This window comes from Sorangiineae bacterium MSr11367 (assembly GCA_037157805.1).
GTDB lineage: Bacteria > Myxococcota_A > Polyangia > Polyangiales > Polyangiaceae > Pendulispora > Pendulispora rubella.
Genome location: CP089983.1, coordinates 5,154,261 through 5,173,331 on the forward strand (window position 1 = coordinate 5,154,261; position 19,071 = coordinate 5,173,331).

Annotated in this window: 14 protein-coding genes; 6 read left to right on the plus strand and 8 right to left on the minus strand. The window is 64.7% G+C overall.

The features are described from left to right. Nucleotides 1-178: 178 nt before the first annotated feature. Nucleotides 179-1,942 carry a serine/threonine protein kinase gene (locus LVJ94_20140; protein ID WXB09529.1) on the minus strand — a complete coding sequence of 588 codons (1,764 nt, stop codon included), beginning with the start codon at nt 1,940-1,942 and terminating at the stop codon, nt 179-181. A gap of 402 nt (nt 1,943-2,344) precedes the next feature. Between LVJ94_20140 and LVJ94_20145 the strand changes: the two genes are divergently transcribed. Further along, nucleotides 2,345-2,752, plus strand: coding sequence for a DUF6184 family natural product biosynthesis lipoprotein (locus LVJ94_20145; GenBank protein WXB09530.1), 408 nt, complete (start codon nt 2,345-2,347; stop codon nt 2,750-2,752). 18 nt (nt 2,753-2,770) lie between these two features. On the opposite strand, the gene LVJ94_20150 is transcribed toward LVJ94_20145, so the two are convergent. After that, a complete protein-coding gene (locus tag LVJ94_20150) occupies nt 2,771-4,138 on the minus strand; it encodes a sigma 54-interacting transcriptional regulator (GenBank protein ID WXB09531.1) in 1,368 nt (455 codons plus the stop codon). Nucleotides 4,139-4,220: 82 nt separating this feature from the next. Further along, nucleotides 4,221-5,822: a hypothetical protein gene (locus LVJ94_20155; GenBank protein WXB09532.1), complete on the minus strand. Its 1,602-nt coding sequence runs from the start codon at nt 5,820-5,822 to the stop codon at nt 4,221-4,223. A gap of 440 nt (nt 5,823-6,262) precedes the next feature. On the opposite strand from LVJ94_20155, the gene LVJ94_20160 reads away from it, so the two are divergent. The 3 genes from LVJ94_20160 to LVJ94_20170 are packed head-to-tail and all read left to right on the plus strand — an operon-like array spanning nt 6,263 to nt 9,637. Next, nucleotides 6,263-8,011 carry a fatty acyl-AMP ligase gene (locus LVJ94_20160; GenBank protein WXB09533.1) on the plus strand — a complete coding sequence of 583 codons (1,749 nt, stop codon included), beginning with the start codon at nt 6,263-6,265 and terminating at the stop codon, nt 8,009-8,011. 42 nt (nt 8,012-8,053) lie between these two features. After that, a complete protein-coding gene (locus tag LVJ94_20165) occupies nt 8,054-9,355 on the plus strand; it encodes a cytochrome P450 (GenBank protein ID WXB09534.1) in 1,302 nt (433 codons plus the stop codon). A 15-nt stretch (nt 9,356-9,370) separates the two neighbouring features. Continuing rightward, the gene (locus LVJ94_20170) at nt 9,371-9,637 is read left to right on the plus strand and encodes an acyl carrier protein (GenBank protein ID WXB09535.1); all 267 of its coding nucleotides are present in this window, start codon (nt 9,371-9,373) and stop codon (nt 9,635-9,637) included. A 40-nt stretch (nt 9,638-9,677) separates the two neighbouring features. Here the strand turns inward: LVJ94_20170 and LVJ94_20175 are convergent, their stop codons facing one another. Then, nucleotides 9,678-11,633 (minus strand): serine/threonine protein kinase, encoded by a 1,956-nt coding sequence (locus LVJ94_20175; GenBank protein WXB09536.1) that lies wholly within the window; start codon nt 11,631-11,633, stop codon nt 9,678-9,680. A 104-nt stretch (nt 11,634-11,737) separates the two neighbouring features. Here LVJ94_20175 and LVJ94_20180 point away from each other — a divergent pair, with 104 nt between their 5' ends. Beyond that, on the plus strand, nt 11,738-13,408 hold the full coding sequence (locus LVJ94_20180) for a serine/threonine protein kinase (GenBank protein WXB09537.1): 1,671 nt from the start codon (nt 11,738-11,740) through the stop codon (nt 13,406-13,408). 68 nt (nt 13,409-13,476) lie between these two features. Then, on the plus strand, nt 13,477-14,490 hold the full coding sequence (locus tag LVJ94_20185; GenBank protein WXB09538.1) for a PEGA domain-containing protein: 1,014 nt from the start codon (nt 13,477-13,479) through the stop codon (nt 14,488-14,490). On the opposite strand, the gene LVJ94_20190 is transcribed toward LVJ94_20185, so the two are convergent. Genes LVJ94_20190 through LVJ94_20205 form a run of 4 tightly spaced genes read right to left on the minus strand, consistent with a single transcriptional unit; the run spans nt 14,487 to nt 19,051 of the window. Next, the gene (locus LVJ94_20190) at nt 14,487-14,738 is read right to left on the minus strand and encodes an acyl carrier protein (GenBank protein WXB09539.1); all 252 of its coding nucleotides are present in this window, start codon (nt 14,736-14,738) and stop codon (nt 14,487-14,489) included. The genes LVJ94_20185 and LVJ94_20190 overlap by 4 nt on opposite strands. Further along, nucleotides 14,735-16,237 (minus strand): amino acid adenylation domain-containing protein, encoded by a 1,503-nt coding sequence (locus LVJ94_20195; protein WXB09540.1) that lies wholly within the window; start codon nt 16,235-16,237, stop codon nt 14,735-14,737. Before LVJ94_20195 ends, LVJ94_20190 begins: the two co-directional genes overlap by 4 nt. Continuing rightward, nucleotides 16,234-17,370 carry an acyl-CoA dehydrogenase family protein gene (locus LVJ94_20200; protein ID WXB09541.1) on the minus strand — a complete coding sequence of 379 codons (1,137 nt, stop codon included), beginning with the start codon at nt 17,368-17,370 and terminating at the stop codon, nt 16,234-16,236. The genes LVJ94_20195 and LVJ94_20200 overlap by 4 nt, the downstream gene beginning before the upstream one ends. Nucleotides 17,371-17,392: 22 nt before the next feature. Continuing rightward, a complete protein-coding gene (locus tag LVJ94_20205) occupies nt 17,393-19,051 on the minus strand; it encodes an ABC transporter substrate-binding protein (GenBank protein ID WXB09542.1) in 1,659 nt (552 codons plus the stop codon). Nucleotides 19,052-19,071 lie beyond the last annotated feature (20 nt).

Genomic DNA, 19,071 nt, shown 5'->3' on the forward strand with positions numbered 1-19,071 from the left:
CGTCATCTCGATCGGAAGCTTTGCGGAATGCCTCTTCAATCGAGGGTGATACTAGCATGGTCCACATTGCACATTATCGAGCAATCTGGCCAAACAAACATGGGAAATACGAGATCTCAAATGCGGAATCGATAGATCTCAATGCGCAAAGAGCCCCGGGCGATGGCATGGCACGCCCTCACTTGTTCCAGGGATCATCCGTATCGAGACCCGGGGCGCGGGCCGAGGCGGCCGTCCGCACCGCCGGGGGCTTGGGCGTCACGGGCGGTGGCGGAGCGACGTTCGCCGGCGCCGGCGTGCTCCCGGCCGGGTTCGAAGGCGGTGGTGACGACGCGACGCGCCCCCGGTTCGCCGCCGCGTGCCACGACGTGACCGGTGCGGCGGCCGCTTGGTATGGCTCCTTGTCGAGGGTTACCGGGACCTGGAGGCTTGCCGCGTCGAATGTCACCTCCAGGAGCTTGGGCGCGAAGCCCGGCGCCTGGACACGAACCACGTGCTCACGCTCGTCCCGTGGGAACACACCGCGCGGTGGCCGCCCGATCAAAAAGATGTCGTCGACGAAGACCTGGGCTTGGGGCGGCGACACCTCGAACGTGACCTCGCTCTGGAGCCGAGGTCCATGCGACGGCTCGGCGGTCGCAGTGGTCGCGGCGGCCGTGTGCGCCTCCGCGGGGGCCGGCGCGCGGGTCACGAGGACGGCGGCCACCACGAGCCCCAGCGCCACCGCGGCACCAGCACCGACCAGGCCCCAGTTGATGGGGCGCCGGAACGGCGGTGGCACACTCGGGGTCGACGACGACGCCGGCGGTGTGTCGACCTCGGGTGGCGGTGCGCCCGACGCCGGCAGCAAACGAGGCAGCTGCGTAAGCTCGATCGCCGAGATGCTCTGCGTCCCAGAGGACAAGCGCGCGTCGATGGCCGCCCGGACTTCCTGCCGGCGCTCGGCGAAGGCCTTGCTGACCAAGTCGCCGACGTCGGCGGACGTGGCACCGCCGAGCGAGGCAATCAGCGCTTCGAGATCGGCCCGCAGTGCGGTGGCCGTCGGATAGCGCTCCTCCGGATCGCAGGCCATGGCCTTTCTGCAGATGCGAATCACCTCGGGCGGCGTGTTCCGGTTGGCCACCGGCGGAGGAATCTCGCGCGTGGCCAGCGCCTGGAGCGCTGCGACTTCCGTTCCGCCCGCCCAGAGGCGGCGGCCGCTGATGATGCGCCACAAGATGGCGCCCATCGAGTAGACGTCCGCGCGCCGATCGAGCTGCCCGGTCGACATGGCTTGCTCGGGCGACATGTACGCGAGCTTGCCCTTAATGATGCCGACCTCGGTCCGACTATGCGAATCGCTGGCCTTGGCGATGCCGAAGTCGAGCAGCTTCGTCGTGCCCTCGTAGGTCAGAAAGATGTTCTGCGGCGACACGTCGCGGTGGACCACCTTCAACGGCGTGCCGTCGAAGTCCTTCAGCTCGTGTGCGAAGTGCAGGCCCAGGCACGCGTCGGCGATGGCGCGGAGCACCACGGGGAGCGGACGCTTTTCCGCGGGGATGCGGCGCAGCACGTCGTCCAAGCTCTGCCCCTCGAGGTACTCCATGGCCATGAAGTACTTGGAGCCATCGAACCCAACCTCGTTCGTCTGCGCCACGTTGGGGTGATTGATCCGCGCGGAAAGCCGGGCCTCCTCGAGGAACATCGTGCAAAAGTCGGCCTCTTGGGCCAACGACGAACGCAGGAACTTGAGCACCTGCAGCTTGTTGAAGTTGCCGGGTCCCTGGATGACGGCGAGCACGACATCGGACATTCCGCCGCGTCCAAGCTCGAAGATGAGGCGGTATCTTCCGACGACCCCGCCCCCTCCGTCGATGCCGAACGGATTTGGCGCGTTCGAAACGACGGACGGAGGTCGAATCGGCGACGCCGGCTCCTGCACAATCTCGATCGGGATATCCACCGACTGCTTATTCAATCGATCGTCCAAGCGTCGGAGAGCCTAGCACCGCGGACGTCCTTTCCGCCGTGCGACGGCCACTTTTCGACCGAGAAGTCGCAGATCTCGATTTGCGCAAACTGCAAATCACCAATGGAAAGAATTATCCGTTCCAAATTGCTTTTCAGCTCACCGGTAGGGCGTCCGTGCGATATCCGCGCGCCACGCCTCCATGGAATGCGAATGCACGCGCGCATGAGATGCGAAGATGGTGGCGCGTCCGAACGTGACAGCCGTGACAGAGCGCCCCATCGGTGCGAAACGCCGCCATGTTCCTACGAGCCATCGCGTCTCGAGATCGCGCGCTGCACACGACGTCGCGCGACGATGGCGGCTTGGGTCCGTAAGATGCAGTGCACCTCGACCATGATGCGCGCAACCTTTGGATGCCTCCTGGGACTGGCCGGGCTCGTTGGTGTGGTGTCGTGCTCCTCGCAACACCGCAGCGCGAGTGCCGTCGGAACGACGCAAACCACCGGCGGTGCAATCGTGCCGAGCAAGGTCGCCGTTCAGTACGTCGCGGCGACGCGATGCAACCGCGAACACGTGTGCAACCAGATCGGAGCCGGCAAGCGTTACGACTCCGTCGAAGACTGCACGCGCGACTCGTGGCGCGACACCCACGCCGAACTGGGCGTCGAGCGATGCCCCAACGGCGTGAACGAGTCCGCCCTCGACAAGTGCCTCTACGACCTAGGAACGCAGGTCTGCTCGACGCCCGTCGCCAACGTGCAACGCGTCGCCACGTGCCGCCGGCAAATGCTCTGCCTCTGATCCGTCACCACCAGCTCATCACAGCAAATGCTTACGCACGAGCCGGTGCATGTACGTGCGATCGAGGCCTGCCTGGCGGGCGGCGGCGGCGATGCTGCGGGCGTGTTGGGCGAGCACGCGTGAGAGGTACTCGCGTTCGCCGACCTCCAACCATTGATCGCGGAACTCTCGGAACGACTGCTGGAACGAGATGTTGCTCAGCAGCGCGGGGTTCATCGAGGCGGTGGTGTTGGCGACGCTCGGGGCGGCGCGCATCGTTCCCGAGGGGGAGCCGCCCGTGCTCTGTTGCGAGGCCATCTGGAGAGCCTGTTGGGCGCCGACGGCACGGGCGCGCTCGACGAAGTTTCGCAGCTCGCGCACGTTGCCGAGCCAGGGGCGGTTCGCCGTGGCGGCGAGCAGTTCGGCCGAGGCACCGCGCCCGAGAATGTGCTCGACCAAGAGCGGAATGTCCTCCGGGTGCTCGCGAAGCGGCGGAACCAAGATGGGGACCCCGGCCAGACGGAAATACAGATCCTCGCGAAAGGCCCCGGCGTTGACCATCGTGCGCAGGTCCCGATGCGTCGCGCAGACGATGCGCACGTCGACCCGGCGGTGCTCCGTCGAGCCCACGGGGCGCACGGTCCGCGATTCGAGCACGCGCAGCAGCTTCGGCTGCATCGCGATGGGCAGCTCGCCAATCTCGTCGAGGAAGACCGTGCCGCCGTCGGCCGCTTCGAAGGCGCCCTCGCGGTTGGCCACCGCGCTGGTGAACGCGCCCTTCACGTGGCCAAAGAGCTCGCTCTCGAACAGCGCGTCGGGAACCGCGGCGCAATCCACGATGACGAACGGCCCCTGCTTGCGCGGCGACGCATCGTGGATGGCCCGTGCGACGAGCTCCTTGCCCGTCCCGGTTTCGCCTTGGATCATCATCGCGAGATCCGTCACCGCGAATTTCGCCAGGCAGGCGAACAGCTGCCGCATCACCACGCTGCCCCCGACCAAGGGCCCGAAGCGATGGGCCGGCCACAACGGCGTGGCCCCATCCGTGGTCATCTCGGAGCCGAGCTTCAACGTGGTGCCCCCCATGCGGATCGTCGAGCCTGTCTCCAGACGCGCTTCCCGCACCATCACGTTTTCCACGAACGTCCCGTTGCGGCTTCCCAGGTCGCGCACCCACAGGCCGCGCTCGTCGAAGTGGAACTCCGCGTGAAGCCGCGACACCGTGGGGTCGGCAATCACGATCCCCGACTCGGCGGCCGAGCCCACCAAGGTTCGGTCTTGAAGCTGAGCTGTATGCTCACCCGCGGCATCGCTCCACGTCACGATGGAGCGCTCCGTGGGCGGTGCTTGGAGGCTGGCGAGCGAATGCACCAGCGTCTGAGGCGGCGGAGGGGGAATCGAGGGCATCCTGGAACAGCTTAGTACATCCGCCCGGAAATTAGCGGCATCCAGAAGCCCCCTTCCCCTCGGTTCGGCGCCCTCCCTCGGCCTAGGGCTCGTACAAATTCGCGCAGTGCTCCGGCCGCGACCCGGCCTCTCGGTCGCCGACGAGCTTGCCGCCGCGGGGGATGCATTGGCCCTTCGGCGCCGGAACGCCCTTTTCGACCCATTGGGCGAGCTGGTCGAACGCGGCTTGGGCGTGCGGCTGAACGAACTCGAGCGTCGAGAAGCCGTAGCTCTGTTTGTATCGGTCGATGTGGTTGCCGTTCTGCACCTCGTACAGGCGGTGCAGGTTGCCGCGTCCGTTCTCGACCACCAAGTCGCGGTAGACGCGGTTGTCGGTCTTCATCAGACAGATGTTGTCCATCGTGCCCGCCACCGAGATGAGCGGCCTCCGGATTTTGCCACTGGTGATTCCGTCTTTGGACTTTTCCGTCAGATGCAACTCCGCATCGCGGGCGCCGTAATCGTACTGCGCCCACGGCCCGTTGTACGTCGGGTCGACCTTGCGGGCCGCGAAGCAGTGCAGAAGCTGCCAGTAGTTGTTCGCGTGCGTCTCGAAATACGAGCCTTGCTGCGGGCTAAACGGATTGGCCGCTTGCGGGCCCACTTTGACTTCGTCGCCGTAGCCATAGGCGATGATGTTTTTGTAGGCGTCGCTGTTCGTGTCGTAATTCGAACTGCGGTACGCCGGCCAGTTGGACAGCGCGACCGGGTAATCGCGCAGCAGATTCTGTTCCGCCGTGAAAAGCACGCCCTCCCAATCGATGCCGCCGTCGAAGTACGCCGGGTAATTCTCCAAAACGTGACGCACCGTCCACCCGCCCGCCGAAATACCGACGGCGTAATTGCGCTGCGCGAGCCGCCCGTAGTGCACCAGCGAGAGGCGCTGACCGATCTTGGCGGCCTGCACCGTGCGCACGGACCACTCCTTGAAGGAATTTTGCGGGTCCGCGAAGTAAAAGTGCAAGTACGTGTTCGAGAACGGACCCGGCGCTCCGTCTGGCGCGAGCTGGCAACCCGCGGGATCGTCTTTGGTCGTCGCGCGCGCGTTGTACATACCTTTGTTCGTGGCAATGAACGCATAGCCTTGCTGGACGACGTAATCGCTCCACGCATAATCGAGGCCGTATTCGCTACGGGTCGAGGACGAGGCGCCGGTCACCAGCTTGCCGTTCCAATCATTGGGCAGGCGCACCACGAAGCGGGCCTCGTCTTTGTCGCCGAAGCTCGCGGAGACTTGAACGCCGGGCACCTTCTTCGTGATGGGCGTTCGCGAGGCACCCTCGGGCGAAATGACCTGCCGATCCGTGCGCGGCGTGAAAGCACCCGCCGGTAAGCCCTGGAGCGAGTTGTCGAGCGGTGTGGTCGCCTCGTTGTTGGTGGTGAGGTCGTCGCTCTCCACGCACGTCACATTCTTGGCAACTCCGCGCAACGCGAAGTTGATACCCGCACACCCCCGCCACCATCCAAAGCCGTCAATCGAGATGTGGAGCGGGTCACTCTCGTCGGTCGGTTCCGACGTGCTCGGGCCTCGCGCATTTTCGTCCGTCGCTCCGCAGCCGCCGGTGAACATGCCGGCGCTCGCAGCCAAGAGGCCAACCGAAACGATCCGCATACCAACGACACCGACCTTCCAGGGCTTTGCCATTCGTTCCTCGATTTCATCGTCGTCGTTGCAGCCAGAGCAACGGAATCGGCGACGGGGCCCCGTAGTGCAGCGCGTGTACCAAGCCCTTGCTGTGGGTGACCAAACGCCCCGAAATGACATCCTCGAGCGGTGCATGAAGGATGGCGCCACCATGGCTTTCTCCCGTGAATCCGGGGAAATTCCGGGCGGACGAACCTCCCATCGTCCCATCGTACGCGCCGCGTCACCCTTCGCGCGGACTGCGCCTTGTTGCTGCTGCCGCCACTGTGTTGCCGTTGCTGCAACATCGAAATCGCCGACGTCCGGAAACGGGCCACCTGCCGTAGGCTGTGCTACGAATCTACAAGCGTGCGGCCCGGGAAAAAAAGTCATGAAGACGAGCCGTGGCGTGAGCGGTGCGCATTGACCACCACGAGCCGCGTCGGTAAAAGGTGAATTAGATGCCAAAGAATCTCCGATATCGGAGCCTTGTCGATTTGACGATAAGGCGAAGTCGAGAATCGGGAGGTTCCTCCGCGTCCGCGTACACGTTTTTGCTCGACGGTGAAGACGAGGCGGAAAGCATCGACTACGCAGAGTTGGGCCGGCGTGCCCGCCGCATCGCGGTCGGCCTTCGTGGGTCGCAGCCGGGTGATCGCGCACTTCTCATTTTTCCGCCCGGGCTCGACTTCATCGCCGCCTTCATCGGTTGCCTGCACGCAAAAGTCATCGCCGTTCCCGCGTATCCCCCTACCCTGGCGAGGCTTGCGCGCGGCCTTCCTCGGTTGCAGGCCATTGCCGCCAATTCCGGCGCGAACGTCGTCCTCACCACGCAGCCCATTCTCGGGCTCGTCGAGATGATCGCTCCGCACGCGCCCGATCTGGCCAAGTTGAAATGGATCGCCGTCGATGCGCTTCCTGAGGGAAGCGAAGCGGAGTGGGACGAGCGGGCAGGCTCCAACATCGGTCCGAGCGATGTCGCCTTTCTTCAATATACGTCGGGCTCGACGGGCGCGCCGAAGGGCGTCGTTGTCACCCACGGTAACTTGCTCGCGAACTTGGAGTGCACCTACGAAGCGTGCTTTCGCGGTGCGAGCGACAGTGTCTACGTCGGGTGGCTTCCGCCGTACCACGACATGGGCCTCATCGGGCAGCTGCTGCAGCCGCTCTACGCCGGTTACCCGTGCGTGACCATGTCCCCGCTTCATTTCCTGCAGCGCCCACTGAGGTGGTTGCGGGCGATCACGAAGTACCGCGGCACCACCAGCGCCTCGCCGAACTTCGCCTTCGATCTGTGCAGCCGCAAAGTCTCCCCGCAGGAGCGCGCCTCGCTCGATTTGAGCAGTTGGTCCGTCGTGTTCAACGGTGCGGAGCCGATCAACGCGGCCACCCTGCGGACGTTCTCGGAGCTATTTGGTCCGTGCGGCTTCCGCAGCTCCTCGTTCTTTCCCTGCTACGGCCTGGCCGAGGCCACGTTGATGGTGAGCGGCGGCGAACGCCAGGGCGGTTACCGGACACTCGACGTGGATGCGGACGTTCTCGAAGCGGGGCGCGCGGTTCCGTTTACGCCCGCCGACGATCACGTCTCGCGCAAGGCTCGCACCCTCGTGGCGGTGGGCAAGCCCGTTGGCGGTCACGAAGTCGCCATCGTCGACGATGCGGGCCAGCCCGTCGGACCGGGGGTCGTTGGGGAACTCCTCATCTCGGGGCCGAGCGTCGCGCAAGGGTACTGGGGCGATGCGGAATCGTCGGTCTTCGAGGGCAACCGCCTCCGCTCGGGCGATCTCGGCTTCGCGGGCGACGACGGAGATCTCTTCGTCACGGGGCGACGCAAGGACCTGATCATCATTCGCGGTCGCAATCTCTTTCCTCAAGATCTCGAGGCCGTCGTCGAGGCTGCCCATCCTTCGATCCGCCGTGGATGCTCGGCCGCCTTCTCGACCCAGCCCCTGCAGGGCCAGCAGGACCCGCATGCCGAGCGCGAGGAGCAACTCATCATCGTTGCCGAGGTCGAGCGTGCTCCGAAAGATCCGACGACTATCGTCGCGGCTATTCATAAATCCATCGCAGACGAATTTGCCGTGCGACCGGCAGAGGTACTCTTGCTGAAGGCAGCGACCATCCCCAAAACATCGAGTGGCAAGCTGCGCCGCTTCCAATGCCGTATTGGCCATCGCGACAAGACGCTCGACGTCGTTCATAGGGGCTGAGGACATATGGGAAGCAAGCCAGCACTGTTATCGGAACCGGAGATGCTCGCGCCCATCTCGGAGCGTCCGTCCAGCGGTCCGGTCTCCATCTCCGATGAACGCGACGGCCCGCCTTCGCGCGATCCCTTCAACCCGTTCACGGCCGCCTTCCGGCGCGATCCCTATCCTTTCTACCGCCGCATTCGCGCGCTCGATCCCGTTCATTGGAGCTTCGTCGGCGTGTGGATGGTGACCCGCCACGCCGACATCCTCAGGATCCTCAAGGACCCGGCGCGGTTCAGCAGCCAGCTTTCCCTGTGGGATCGCTACCAATCGAATCCGAAGTTCCGCTCCCTCACCGGCGAACCCACGCCGTGCGCCGCGGTGTCCGAGCAAATGATGATCTTCCGGGACCCGCCGTCGCAAACGCGTCTGCGCCGTCTCGTGCAGCAGGCCTTCTCACCCCGCGTGGTGCAAACGATGCGCCCGTGGATCGAGAGCTACGTCGACCGCCTTCTCGACGAGGCCGAGCGCGATTTTTCTCGTGGGCACATCGACATCATCGGCGACCTCGCGTGGCCCCTGCCCGTCGGGGTCATCTCGGAAATGCTCGGCGTCCCGCAAGCCGACCGCGACTTCATCCGCCTTCTCTCACGCCGCTTCGCCCCGGCGTTCGCGCCCATGACCCCGGGTCCCGCGATGGACGCCGCCAACGAAGCGTGCGCGCAATTCGTCGCGTATTTCCGTGATCTCGCCCAGGAACGCCGCAAATGCCTCGGACCGGATCTGCTGAGCGCGTTGCTGGTGGCGGAGGACACGGGCGACCGTCTTACGCAGGCGGAGGTCATTTCCAACTGCTTCCTCCTTTTCTTCGCGGGCCACGAGACGACGGTCAATTTGATTGGCAACGGTGTCAATGCACTGTTGCGGAATCGTGATCAGTTCGAGCGCCTCCAAAAGGATCCGGGCCTCGTCCCCAACGCCATCGAAGAACTGCTGCGCTACGATAGTCCGTTCCAAATCGTGTATCGAAACGCCGTGGAAACCGTCGAAATCGGTGGCAGGACGATCCAAAAAGGTGAACAAATCTTCGTGTTCCTAGGGTCAGCCAACCGCGACGAGGAAATTTACCCGCGTCCCGACGTGCTCGACGTCACCCGCCAGGGCATTTCGCCGCTACCGCATGTGGGTTTCGGTCACGGCATTCATTTCTGCTTGGGGGCAGCCCTCGGACGTCTCGAGGCACATGCTGCGTTGTCGGCGCTTCTGCGACGTTATCCGCGTCTGGATATAGTAGATAGTGTGCCTCAATGGGGGGACAATATCTTGCTGCGCGGTCTTCGCGCCCTTCCGGTCAAGCTCTAGACAAGGAGTAAGTCATTGGAAACGTCACTCAGTCGCGCGTCGCTCTCGGCACAGTCGGTGCGATCTTGGCTCATTGGCAAATTCGCTGCTGCTCTCGAAGTGGAACCGGATCGCATTCAGGCCGACGAGCCGATCGTGAGCTACGGGCTCGATTCGATGGTCACCGTCGAAATCGCCGGTGAGCTCGAGCAGGTGCTGGAGATGCGTCTGCCGCCCACGTTGGTCTGGGACTACCCCACCATCGAGGCCATCGCCGAGCACCTCGCGACGATGCGTCGCTAGCTGCCTAGCTGCCTAGCTCGTATTGCGCGCGGCTTATTGCTTACTTCTTGTACGGAGACGTCACATCGATCTCGAACGGTTTCGGCTTCGCGGAGGGCGCCGGTTTGGGAGGCGCCGATGGGGGCGTCGTTGCCGTTGCCGTCTCGGTAGCCTTGGGAGCTTCCGTCGTGCCTGACTTGGAGGGCGCAAGCTTGCGCGGTGGAACCCACGTCGGCTTGGCGGCCTTCTCCGGAACCAGATCGACATGAAGCTCGATCGGCTCCGTACCTGCAAACTGCACGAACTCCGTCTGGGAACGATACCCGGGCGCTTCGACGCGAAGGCGGTGCGATTGCGCATCCGGCACGATGGTCCCGATATGCGGGTTCCTGGGAAGCCGCACGTCGTCCACGTATAGAATCGCGGTCCGCGGTGTTGCCGAGATCTGCAAACTCAACGCCGCGGGAGCCGGTGGAGCCTGCGGCGCCGCATCGTCCGAGGTCAGCGGCACGGAGGAGACGGCGCTCGCCGAAGCCGGGGTGGACGGGGGAGCATTCGAAGTACTCCCCTTCGACAGCAGCGCGCCCCCTACCCCCACGCCACCGAGCACCACGATCGCGGCCACCGCGAGCCCCTTGCGACTCGATTTTTGCGGGGGCGGAATGCTGGGCTCGACCGCGGCGGCCGCCGTGGCCGCAGCAATGGGGCTCATCGCAGCAGGTACCGTCGGATCCGGCGCCACGGCGACGTAGCCTTCCGCGGCCGCTCTTCCTGCGGCGGCGGCCTCTTGGCTGCGCAGCGAGCGCAACTTCGCCTCGATCAGCGCGTTGGTCTGTGCGCGCTCGGCGGTGAACATGTCCGAGACGACCAAACCGATCTCCTCGCGCGTGGGCCGTCCCAGCTCGTCGATCAGCGCATCGAGATCGGCCCGCAGCTCTTGTGCGGTCTCGTAGCGCTGATCGCGGTTGAACGCGAGGGCACGCATGCAGATCGCTTCCAGTCGCGGATTGGCATTGGGCGCGACCGTGCTCGGCGGAGGAATGTGCCCTTCGGCCAGGTGGCGGAAGATCTCCACATCCGACAGCCCCTTCCACAGGCGCGTCCCCGCCGCGGCCTCCCAAAGTGTCGCGCCCACAGCGAAGATGTCACATCTTCGATCGATGTTCGCGTTTACGAATTGCTCGGGGGCCATGTATGCGACCTTGCCCTTGAAGACCCCCGCCCGCGTGGCATTCCCCGAGTCGGCCGCCTTGGCGATGCCAAAATCGAGAACCTTCACCTGCCCTTCGTACGTGATGAAAATGTTGCTGGGCGCCACGTCGCGATGAATCAAATTCAGCGGGGTGCCCGCGAAGTCCTGCGCTTCGTGCGCATAGTGCAGCCCTGCGAGAACGTCGGAAATGACCTGCAGGTGCATCGCCAGGCTGAAACCCGAGGCCGCTGCGTGGGGCAGGTGCATCGAACGCGAGCGAACCCCGCCGCTCGAGGACGGTCCCCCGTACGAAGGGCTCGACACGGGCCCGCCATACGACGGTGTGGACGAAGGGCGCGAGGGGCGCGAGGGCGGCCCGGCGTACGAGGGCCGGCTCTCCGGTGGTCGGCTCAGGTGCGAAGGACGGCTACTTTCGGGCATGGGGCTGAAGGTCGACCCCAACCCACCAAGACGCGCAGCGCTCGACGCCTCTCCACGGCGCAGCTTACGCAAAACGTAAAAGAGCGTTTGCCCTTCGAGGTATTCCATCACCATGAAGTGCGCGTCGCCCTCGACGCCAACTTCCTTAGTTTGGACGATATTCGGATGATTGAGACGGCCGGCCAAGCGCGCCTCGTTCAGAAACATCTCGATGAAGCTCTCGTCCGCCGCGACATCGTGCCGCAGTCTCTTGATAACGTTGAGCTTACTGAATCCACCTGGACCGCGGGCCACCCCCAGGAAGACTTCCCCCATCCCGCCCTGGCCGATTCGCAGAATGCACTGGTATTTTCCGATGGTGACGGGGTGCGTCAGTTCGCTCATGTTCGGCTTGGCCTCCGACGCTCGTTCACGAAGTTTACGCTATTACGTTCGGGCGGCCCAGATCGTTGTACGCCCCGTCTCGAGCGTATAGACTTGAGGGCAAGATGATGTCTTCGCCTGTTGGAGCTCCGGGCAAATACGAGCTCCTTTTCGAATTGGGCCGAGGCGGCATGAGCCGCATCTACTTGGCCGTGATTCGCGGTCCGGCGGGTTTCAGCAAGCTGGTGGTCATCAAACGGCTGCACGAGGAGCTGGCATCCGACCCTGAATTTCGCACGATGTTCCACGAGGAGGCGCGGCTCTCGGCCCGGCTGAATCATCCGAATATCGTGCAAGTGAACGAAGTCGGTCACGACGGAGTTCATTTTGACATCGAGATGGAATACCTCGAAGGCCATTCGCTCGAGGCCATCATTCGACGAGCCTCGTCGCAGAGCGGTCGGTTCCCCGTAGCCTTGAACCTGCGCATCTTGAGCGACGCGTTGGCGGGCCTTCACTACGCGCACGAATTCCGCGACTTCGAGGGACAACCCCTGCACCTCGTTCACCGGGACGTGTCGCCGCACAACATTTTCGTCACCTACGACGGCCACGTGAAGCTCGTGGACTTCGGCATCGCCAAAGCGGCCGATTCGCAGCAGCACACGCGCACTGGTGTGTTGAAGGGCAAGTGCGCATACATGGCGCCCGAGCAGCTTCTCACCTTGCCCATCGATCGGCGCATCGACATCTATGCCATGGGCGTCATGCTCTGGCAGGTCGCGACCGAACGTAAGCTCTGGAAGGGCATGTCCGACATCGAGATCTTCCAGCGCGTGGCCGGCGGGGAGATCCCGAGGCCGTCGACGGTCAAGCCCGACGTACCGCCCGACCTCGAGGCCATCGTGATGAAGGCGCTCGCACGCAACGCGGACGATCGGTTCTCGTCGGCCGAAGAGCTGCGCTTCGCGTTGAACGACTACATCAACGCGCATTCGGGGCGGATCGATGAACGGGACGTGTCGCAATACGTCACCGAAATGTTTCAAAAGGAGCGACGCGAGATCCGCTCCGCCATCGAGACGCAGATGCGCAAGGAGACGCGCTCTTCGCAGCCCGTGGTACCGGCCATTCCGCGCATCCCCATCACCACGGCCTCCGGAACGATGGAGGTGCAGAGTCCTTTCGTCACGGAGGCCCCGCGGCGCAAGGCTGGACTGGCGTATGCTTTCGGCTTCCTCGGCCTGGCGGCGGTGGCGGGTGGTGGTGGGTACTACTACTTGCATCACGGTGACCGCACGGCGCCGGCCACGCCGGTCGGGTCCGCGGTGCCCATTCCGGCGGCCGCGCCCGACGCGCCCGGCAAGGACGAGAAGTCCCCTTCCACCGTGGCCGCCGTGGAGTACATCGAGCTCACGGTGTCGGGCACGCCGTCCGACGCGCGCTTTTCCGTGGACGACGTGCGTTTGTCCTCGAACCCGGCGCGCCAGCAATTCGTGCGCGACGGCAAGGTGCATCGCATCGTGGGCACGGCCCCGGGGTACGGTTTGGCGGAGCAATACGTGAAGTTCACCGCGCCCACGGGCAGCGTCCAACTGACGCTGACCAAGACGGCGCCGGCGGCTGCCCCTTATCGGCCGGCCAGAACTTCGGGCAAAGCGCCGGTGGAATCCAACAACGACAACACTCCGGCGCCCCCGCCTGCGGTCGCACCTCCGCCGCCCGCTCCGACGCCGAGTCCCGCCCCGCCGACCAAGAAGACCAGCATCGACCAAGACAATCCGTACGCGAAGTAGTGTTTTGCTCTCAAATGAGCGAAGATGGGGGCGTCTCTTACTTTGATATCAGGCAGAGAGGGCTGTTCATGAACGCGAAGACTCTCGGGCGGGGTTTGGTCACCATGGCAACGATCACCGCGCTGGCCGCCGTGCCGGCGAAGGCGGCGTTCGCGCAGGATGCGCCCGGACCGGCGCCGGCACAGCAGCAGGAGGCTACGCCGGCGAACAAGCTCGATGCTGCGCGGCTCCACTACGAGCGCGGGGTCGAGTTGTTCAACGAGGAAGCGTACGAGGCGGCGCTGGTCGAGTTTCAACGCGCGTACTCGCTCTCGCCCTCGTACAAAGTGCTCTACAACATGGGCAAGTTGCACAAGGCCCTGAAGGACTTCGCCGCCGCCCAGCGCGATTTCACCCGCTACCTCGACGAGGGCAAGGCGGAAATCGCCGCGAGCCGCCGGGCCGAAGTGCAGAAGGAAATCACGCTGCTCGAGGCGCGCGTGGCACGCGTCGAAGTCTCCAGCCCGGTGAAGGGCGCGGAGGTCTCGGTCGACGACGTCGTCGTGGGCAAGACGCCCCTCTCCTACTCCATCGTGGTCAATCCGGGACGCCGCAAGGTCACCGTATCGAAAGAGGGATACGCACCGGCCAGCAAAGTCGTGGAGGTCGTCGGCTCCGATTCGATCGCCGTCGAGTTGCGGCCCACGGACTTGAGCGTCTCCGTGCAGGATCAAAAGCCGGAAAAGGACACCGGCCCGCGCAACCGCGCCATCATTAGCTGGGCCGCCACCGCAGCTCTCGCAGGCGGCGCCGGGGTGTTCGCCTACCTGGCCTCGCAAAAGTCGAACGATCTGGACGATCTCAAGAACCAGCAGCAGCAGAACAACGACGCCCTCGACTCCGCGCACAGCGCCATGCGACGTGACGCGATCCTCGCGGACATTTTTGGCGGTATGGCCATCATTGGGGCCGGCGTGTCCGTGTACTTCACGGTGAAGGCCGTCCAGGCGGAGTCGGAGCCAGAGTCTCCGCAGACGCCCGCGGCGGGAACCATCCGGGTCAAGACGGGCCTCGGCTCCGTGCACCTGGTGGGAACGTTCTAGGACGAGAGTCGAACGACCAGCGCCGTGACGGCTTCCAGGGTGCGGAGGTTGTCCGGCGTGAGCTCGTCGTCGGGGACCTCGACTCCGTAGCGATCGCGGATGAAGGCGAGGACCGAGACGAGGGTCATCGAATCGACGATTCCCCATTCGAGCAACGGGGTCGTGGTGTCGAAGCCGTCTTCGCGGCCATCGAGGAATTCGGACACGATGAAACTGCGTAGTTCGGCCATGACGTGTTCGGCGTTCATGGTTTTCCTTCTCGACGAAGCTGCACGAGCTCGGCGAGCCTTTGGTAATCGGTCTTTCCGTTGGGCGTGACGGGAAGCTCGTCGAAGAATTGGCTCTCGTCGACGATCATGTACCGCGGCAGGCGCTCCGCGCAGTGTCGTTTCAAATCGAGGAGCGGCGGGCGTTCTCCGCGCGCGACCAGGCATGCCACGAGCCGTGCCTCGAGGCCGGTGCCGGCGATGACCACCGCCGCACCCTGAATGGCGGCGTGGGCGAGCAAGGTGGCCTCGATGTCGCCGAGCTCGATGCGGTGGCCCCGCACCTTGACCATATGATCGCGCCGGCCAACGTAGAAATAGTTGCCATCGTCGAGGAGACGGACGATGTCGCCGGTCGCGTACGGTGCATCCCCTTGCGGAGGCTTTCCCCAGTAGCCGAGCATCACCGTGGGGCCTGAGACGAAGAGCTCCCCTTCTTCGCCGGGGCCCGCCACGGTGCCGTCGGGCTTCTCGGCCCAAACGCGGTCGCCCGAGGATGCCCGGCCGATGGGGACGGGGTGAAGGCGACCGGGCTCGATGCGGTCCACTTCGTACCACGTGCACACGTTGGTCTCGGTGGGGCCGTAGAAGTTCAAAAGGCGCACGTTCGGCCAAGCCTCGCGCAAGGTGCGCAAATGCTTGATGGGAAATGGCTCGCCCGCGAAGACCACCGCGCGCGGTGGCGCGCCGAGATCGAGGAGCCTTCCCTTTTCCATCATGAGGATGAGCGCCGAGGGGACCGAATACCAAAGGGTGATGCCCTCGGAGGCCATGAACTCGACCGCGCGCGATGGGGCGTAGGCGACGCCCTCCGGAACGATGTGGCACGAGGCCCCGCCGAGAAAGGCGACGTACAGATCGAACACCGAGAGATCGAAGTGGAACGGCGCGTGGTTCGACAGCCGATCGAGCGCGGAAACACCGACGACGCCGGCCGCCCACTCGACGAATGCGAGCGCGTTGCGGTGCGAGATGCACACGCCCTTGGGGCGGCCCGTCGATCCGGAGGTGTACAGGATGAATGCAAGCTCGTCTTCGGCATGCGCCACGTCACCGACCGGGCTCACCGGCGCGCGGGCCAGCCGGGCGGCCTCCTCGGGATCGTCCACGCGAAGTGCGGGAAGGCCCTCGGCGAGCACCTTCGCGGTCTGGGTGACCACGGCCTTGACCGTGCAGTCTTCGAAAATCGATTGCGCGCGCAGCGATGGACTCAGAGGATCGATGGGCACATAGGCCGCCCCCAACCGCAGGACCCCCTGCATGGCCGCGATGGCGCGCGCGCCTTTGTCCATCCAAATGGCCACGCGATCGCCCGGCCCGACGCCGAGCTCGCGGAGCCGGTGCGCGAACCGATTGGCCCATTCGTCGAGCTCTCCGTAGGTGAAGCTCGCATCGGGGGCGCGCACGGCGAGGTGCTCCGGCGAGCGCGCGGCGGAGTCCAGCACCAGGCGCGCCAGGTTCACCGTGGGCGCCGTGTTCATCCGAGTCCGAGCTTTCGGGCGATGAGATCCCGCTGGATCTCGGACGTGCCGGAAAAAATCGTCGCGGGGACGGCGTCGCGAAGGGCCCGCTCGATGCCCGACTCCTCCATGAAACCGAGGCCTCCGTGAATCTGAATGGCGTCGAGCCCCGCCTGGATGGCGGCCTCGCTCACCGCGAGCTTCGAGGCGGCGATTTCCATCGAAGCATCTTCACCGCGGTCCGCCTTCCAGCACGCGCGGTACAACATGAGGCGCGCCGAATCGAGCCGCAGTTTCATGTCCACGATGCGGTGCGAGATGCTCTGGTTCTTTCCAATCGATTTACGGAATTGCTTGCGCGCAACGGCGTAGTCCACGACCCGTTCGAGTTGGCTTTCCATGGCCCCGAGGTAGATGGCGAAGAGGCAGGCGCGCTCCCATTGCATCGAGCCATTGAAGATGGAGGCCCCCTTGCCTTCCGGCCCGACGAGGTTGGCCGCGGGGACGCGGCAGTTCTCGAAGTAGACCTGAGAGATGGGCGCGGTGGTCAGGCCCATTTTGCGAAAGGGTTTGCCGATGACCAGCCCGGGCGTTCCCCGGTCGACGGCGAAGGCGCTGATTCCCAAATAGCCATCGCTCGGGTTGGTGGAGGCGTAGACCAGGAACACGTCCGCAACCGGGCCATTGGTGACGTAGCTCTTTTCGCCGTGGAGGACGTAGTCGCCGCCCACGCGCTCGGCGCGCGTCTTGAGCGCGAACGCATCGGAGCCAGCCCCCGCCTCGGTGATGGCGTTGGCGCCGATCCACGCGCCGGAGGCCAGCGGCGGCAACAACCGCGCGCGAAGCTCCTCACTGCCGTGTTCGGCGATGGGCATCACGCACGCAAAAAGATGCGCCGACGCGGAAAAGAGCAGGCCCAAGTCGGGGCACCCGCGCCCGAAGGCCTCGAGGACGCGCGCCGTGGTCTGCGCATCGAGCCCCATGCCCCCATGCGCCTGCGGGGCCGAGAGGCCCGCGAGGCCGAATTCGCTGCAAAGCGTCCATCGCTCGTGGGAAAACTCGTGCTCGACGATGGGGCCGCCGAGCTTTCCCTGCGCGAACGACAACGCTGCATCGTAGAGAGATGCTTGCGATGCCGACCAGCCGAAATCCATGGTTGCTACCGTTGCTACGAAGCTATTGGCACTTGCTGTACGAGCCGGAGAGCGCCTTGGTGTTCGAGTTGTAAAAGAGGCCCGTCGACGCAAATGAGCCACTGCCTGCGCTTACGCACCAGACTTGGATATCCGTTTCGGCATCGCCCGTGGAGACGTCGAAATTGAGCGGGCCGGTTGCGCCATTGAGGTCGATGTTTCGACCCTCGGCCAGCTCGTGGAAGGCCGACGGGATGGCACTCGTATCCCCTACGTCGACGCCAACGCCCGAGGGAACGAGCTTCTCGAAGCCACGGGCGATGCTCTCGCCCGTCAGTGGATTCGAACCCACCGCCGCAACGGCGTACGTCAGCATGTAGGCCGCGTCGTAGGCTGCAGCCGTGTAGAACGTGGGCGGCCCGCCGGTGGTGAAGTTTTGACCCGTGTAAAGCGTCTGGAACTGCGAGAAGAGCGCGCTCGTGGTCCCGGCTTCCGTTCCGATGACGCGCGAGCGAAGGTCCTGGTTGGCCCCGATGATGTCGGTCAGTTCCTTCGTCTTCGGAGCGGCCGTTGCGAAGATGTACTTGGGACGGTAGTCCGTCCGCTTCCACTGCGCCTCGATTTGCTGGAAGACGTTCTTGTTGACCTCCGCCGTGGCGAGGAACACGACGAGGTGCGGCGGCGGATTGGCGTCGACCACCGAGCGCACGGCGGCGGCGTATTTGGCCGCGGGGTTCGTGTTGTTCGGGTCGTTCGGGTCGCCGTAGTTGACCGGCACGTAGTTACCCGCTTGGGCGTTGGCCTCCGCCGACTTGGAATTGAACGTGAGCTGCTGGTACACCGCCCGCTCGAACCCCGTGCCGAACGCATCGCCCTTGTGAACGACGGCGATCTTCATCTGCGCGCCCGCGGGCTTGACCGTACCCGACGAAGAATCTTTGAGCTCCGGCTCGATGTAGTTCGGAATGAACGTCGCGAGGACTTTGGCGTTCAGGTAGTCCGTCGGAACGGTACGCCAGACGAGGCGCGGATCCCTACTGGGGAGCGTGGTGAGGAGCGGCGAGCTCGCCGACACGGAGATGAGCAGCGTCTTCGTGGGGAGTGCCTTCGTGTTGGCGATGGTGAGAACGTCGCCGCTGAAGGTGGGGCCAATGATGGCCGGAACCTTCACTTCGTCGATCAAGTGATTGAACGTGGCCGCCAACGACGTGGGGTTCTCGTCGCACTTCACGTAGACGAGCGGGCGGCTCGCGGCCCCTGCCCGGATGGGGGGCAGGCCGGACGTCGGCCCCTTCATCACTTCCCTGAGGGCGAGTTCCACCGCGTTTTGCTGGGCGAGACCGATGGGCGTGTACTTCGGATCGACGATGGGATCGACGAAGCCGAGGATGACCGTGTCGTCGTTCTTCAAGTCGTTCGCGTCGCCGATCAGGCCGTTGCAGGCCCCGACGGGGAGCTCGACGCAGCGATTCTGGTCCTTGCGGCAGATGACCGTCTTGCCCGGATTGCGATCCAGGCACTCTACGTTCTTCGTGCAATACCCTTCCGTGGGCACGCAGATATTGCTGTCGCTGCAATAGGTGCCCGGAAAGCGCGCGCACGAGGCGTTGCCATCGCATTGGCGGTCGTCATCGTTGAAGATGACCGTGCAGCCCGAGGCGCCAACGACCGCGCTCCACGCCGCGGCCAGACCTGCCGCCACACACACCGAGCGAAAACCCG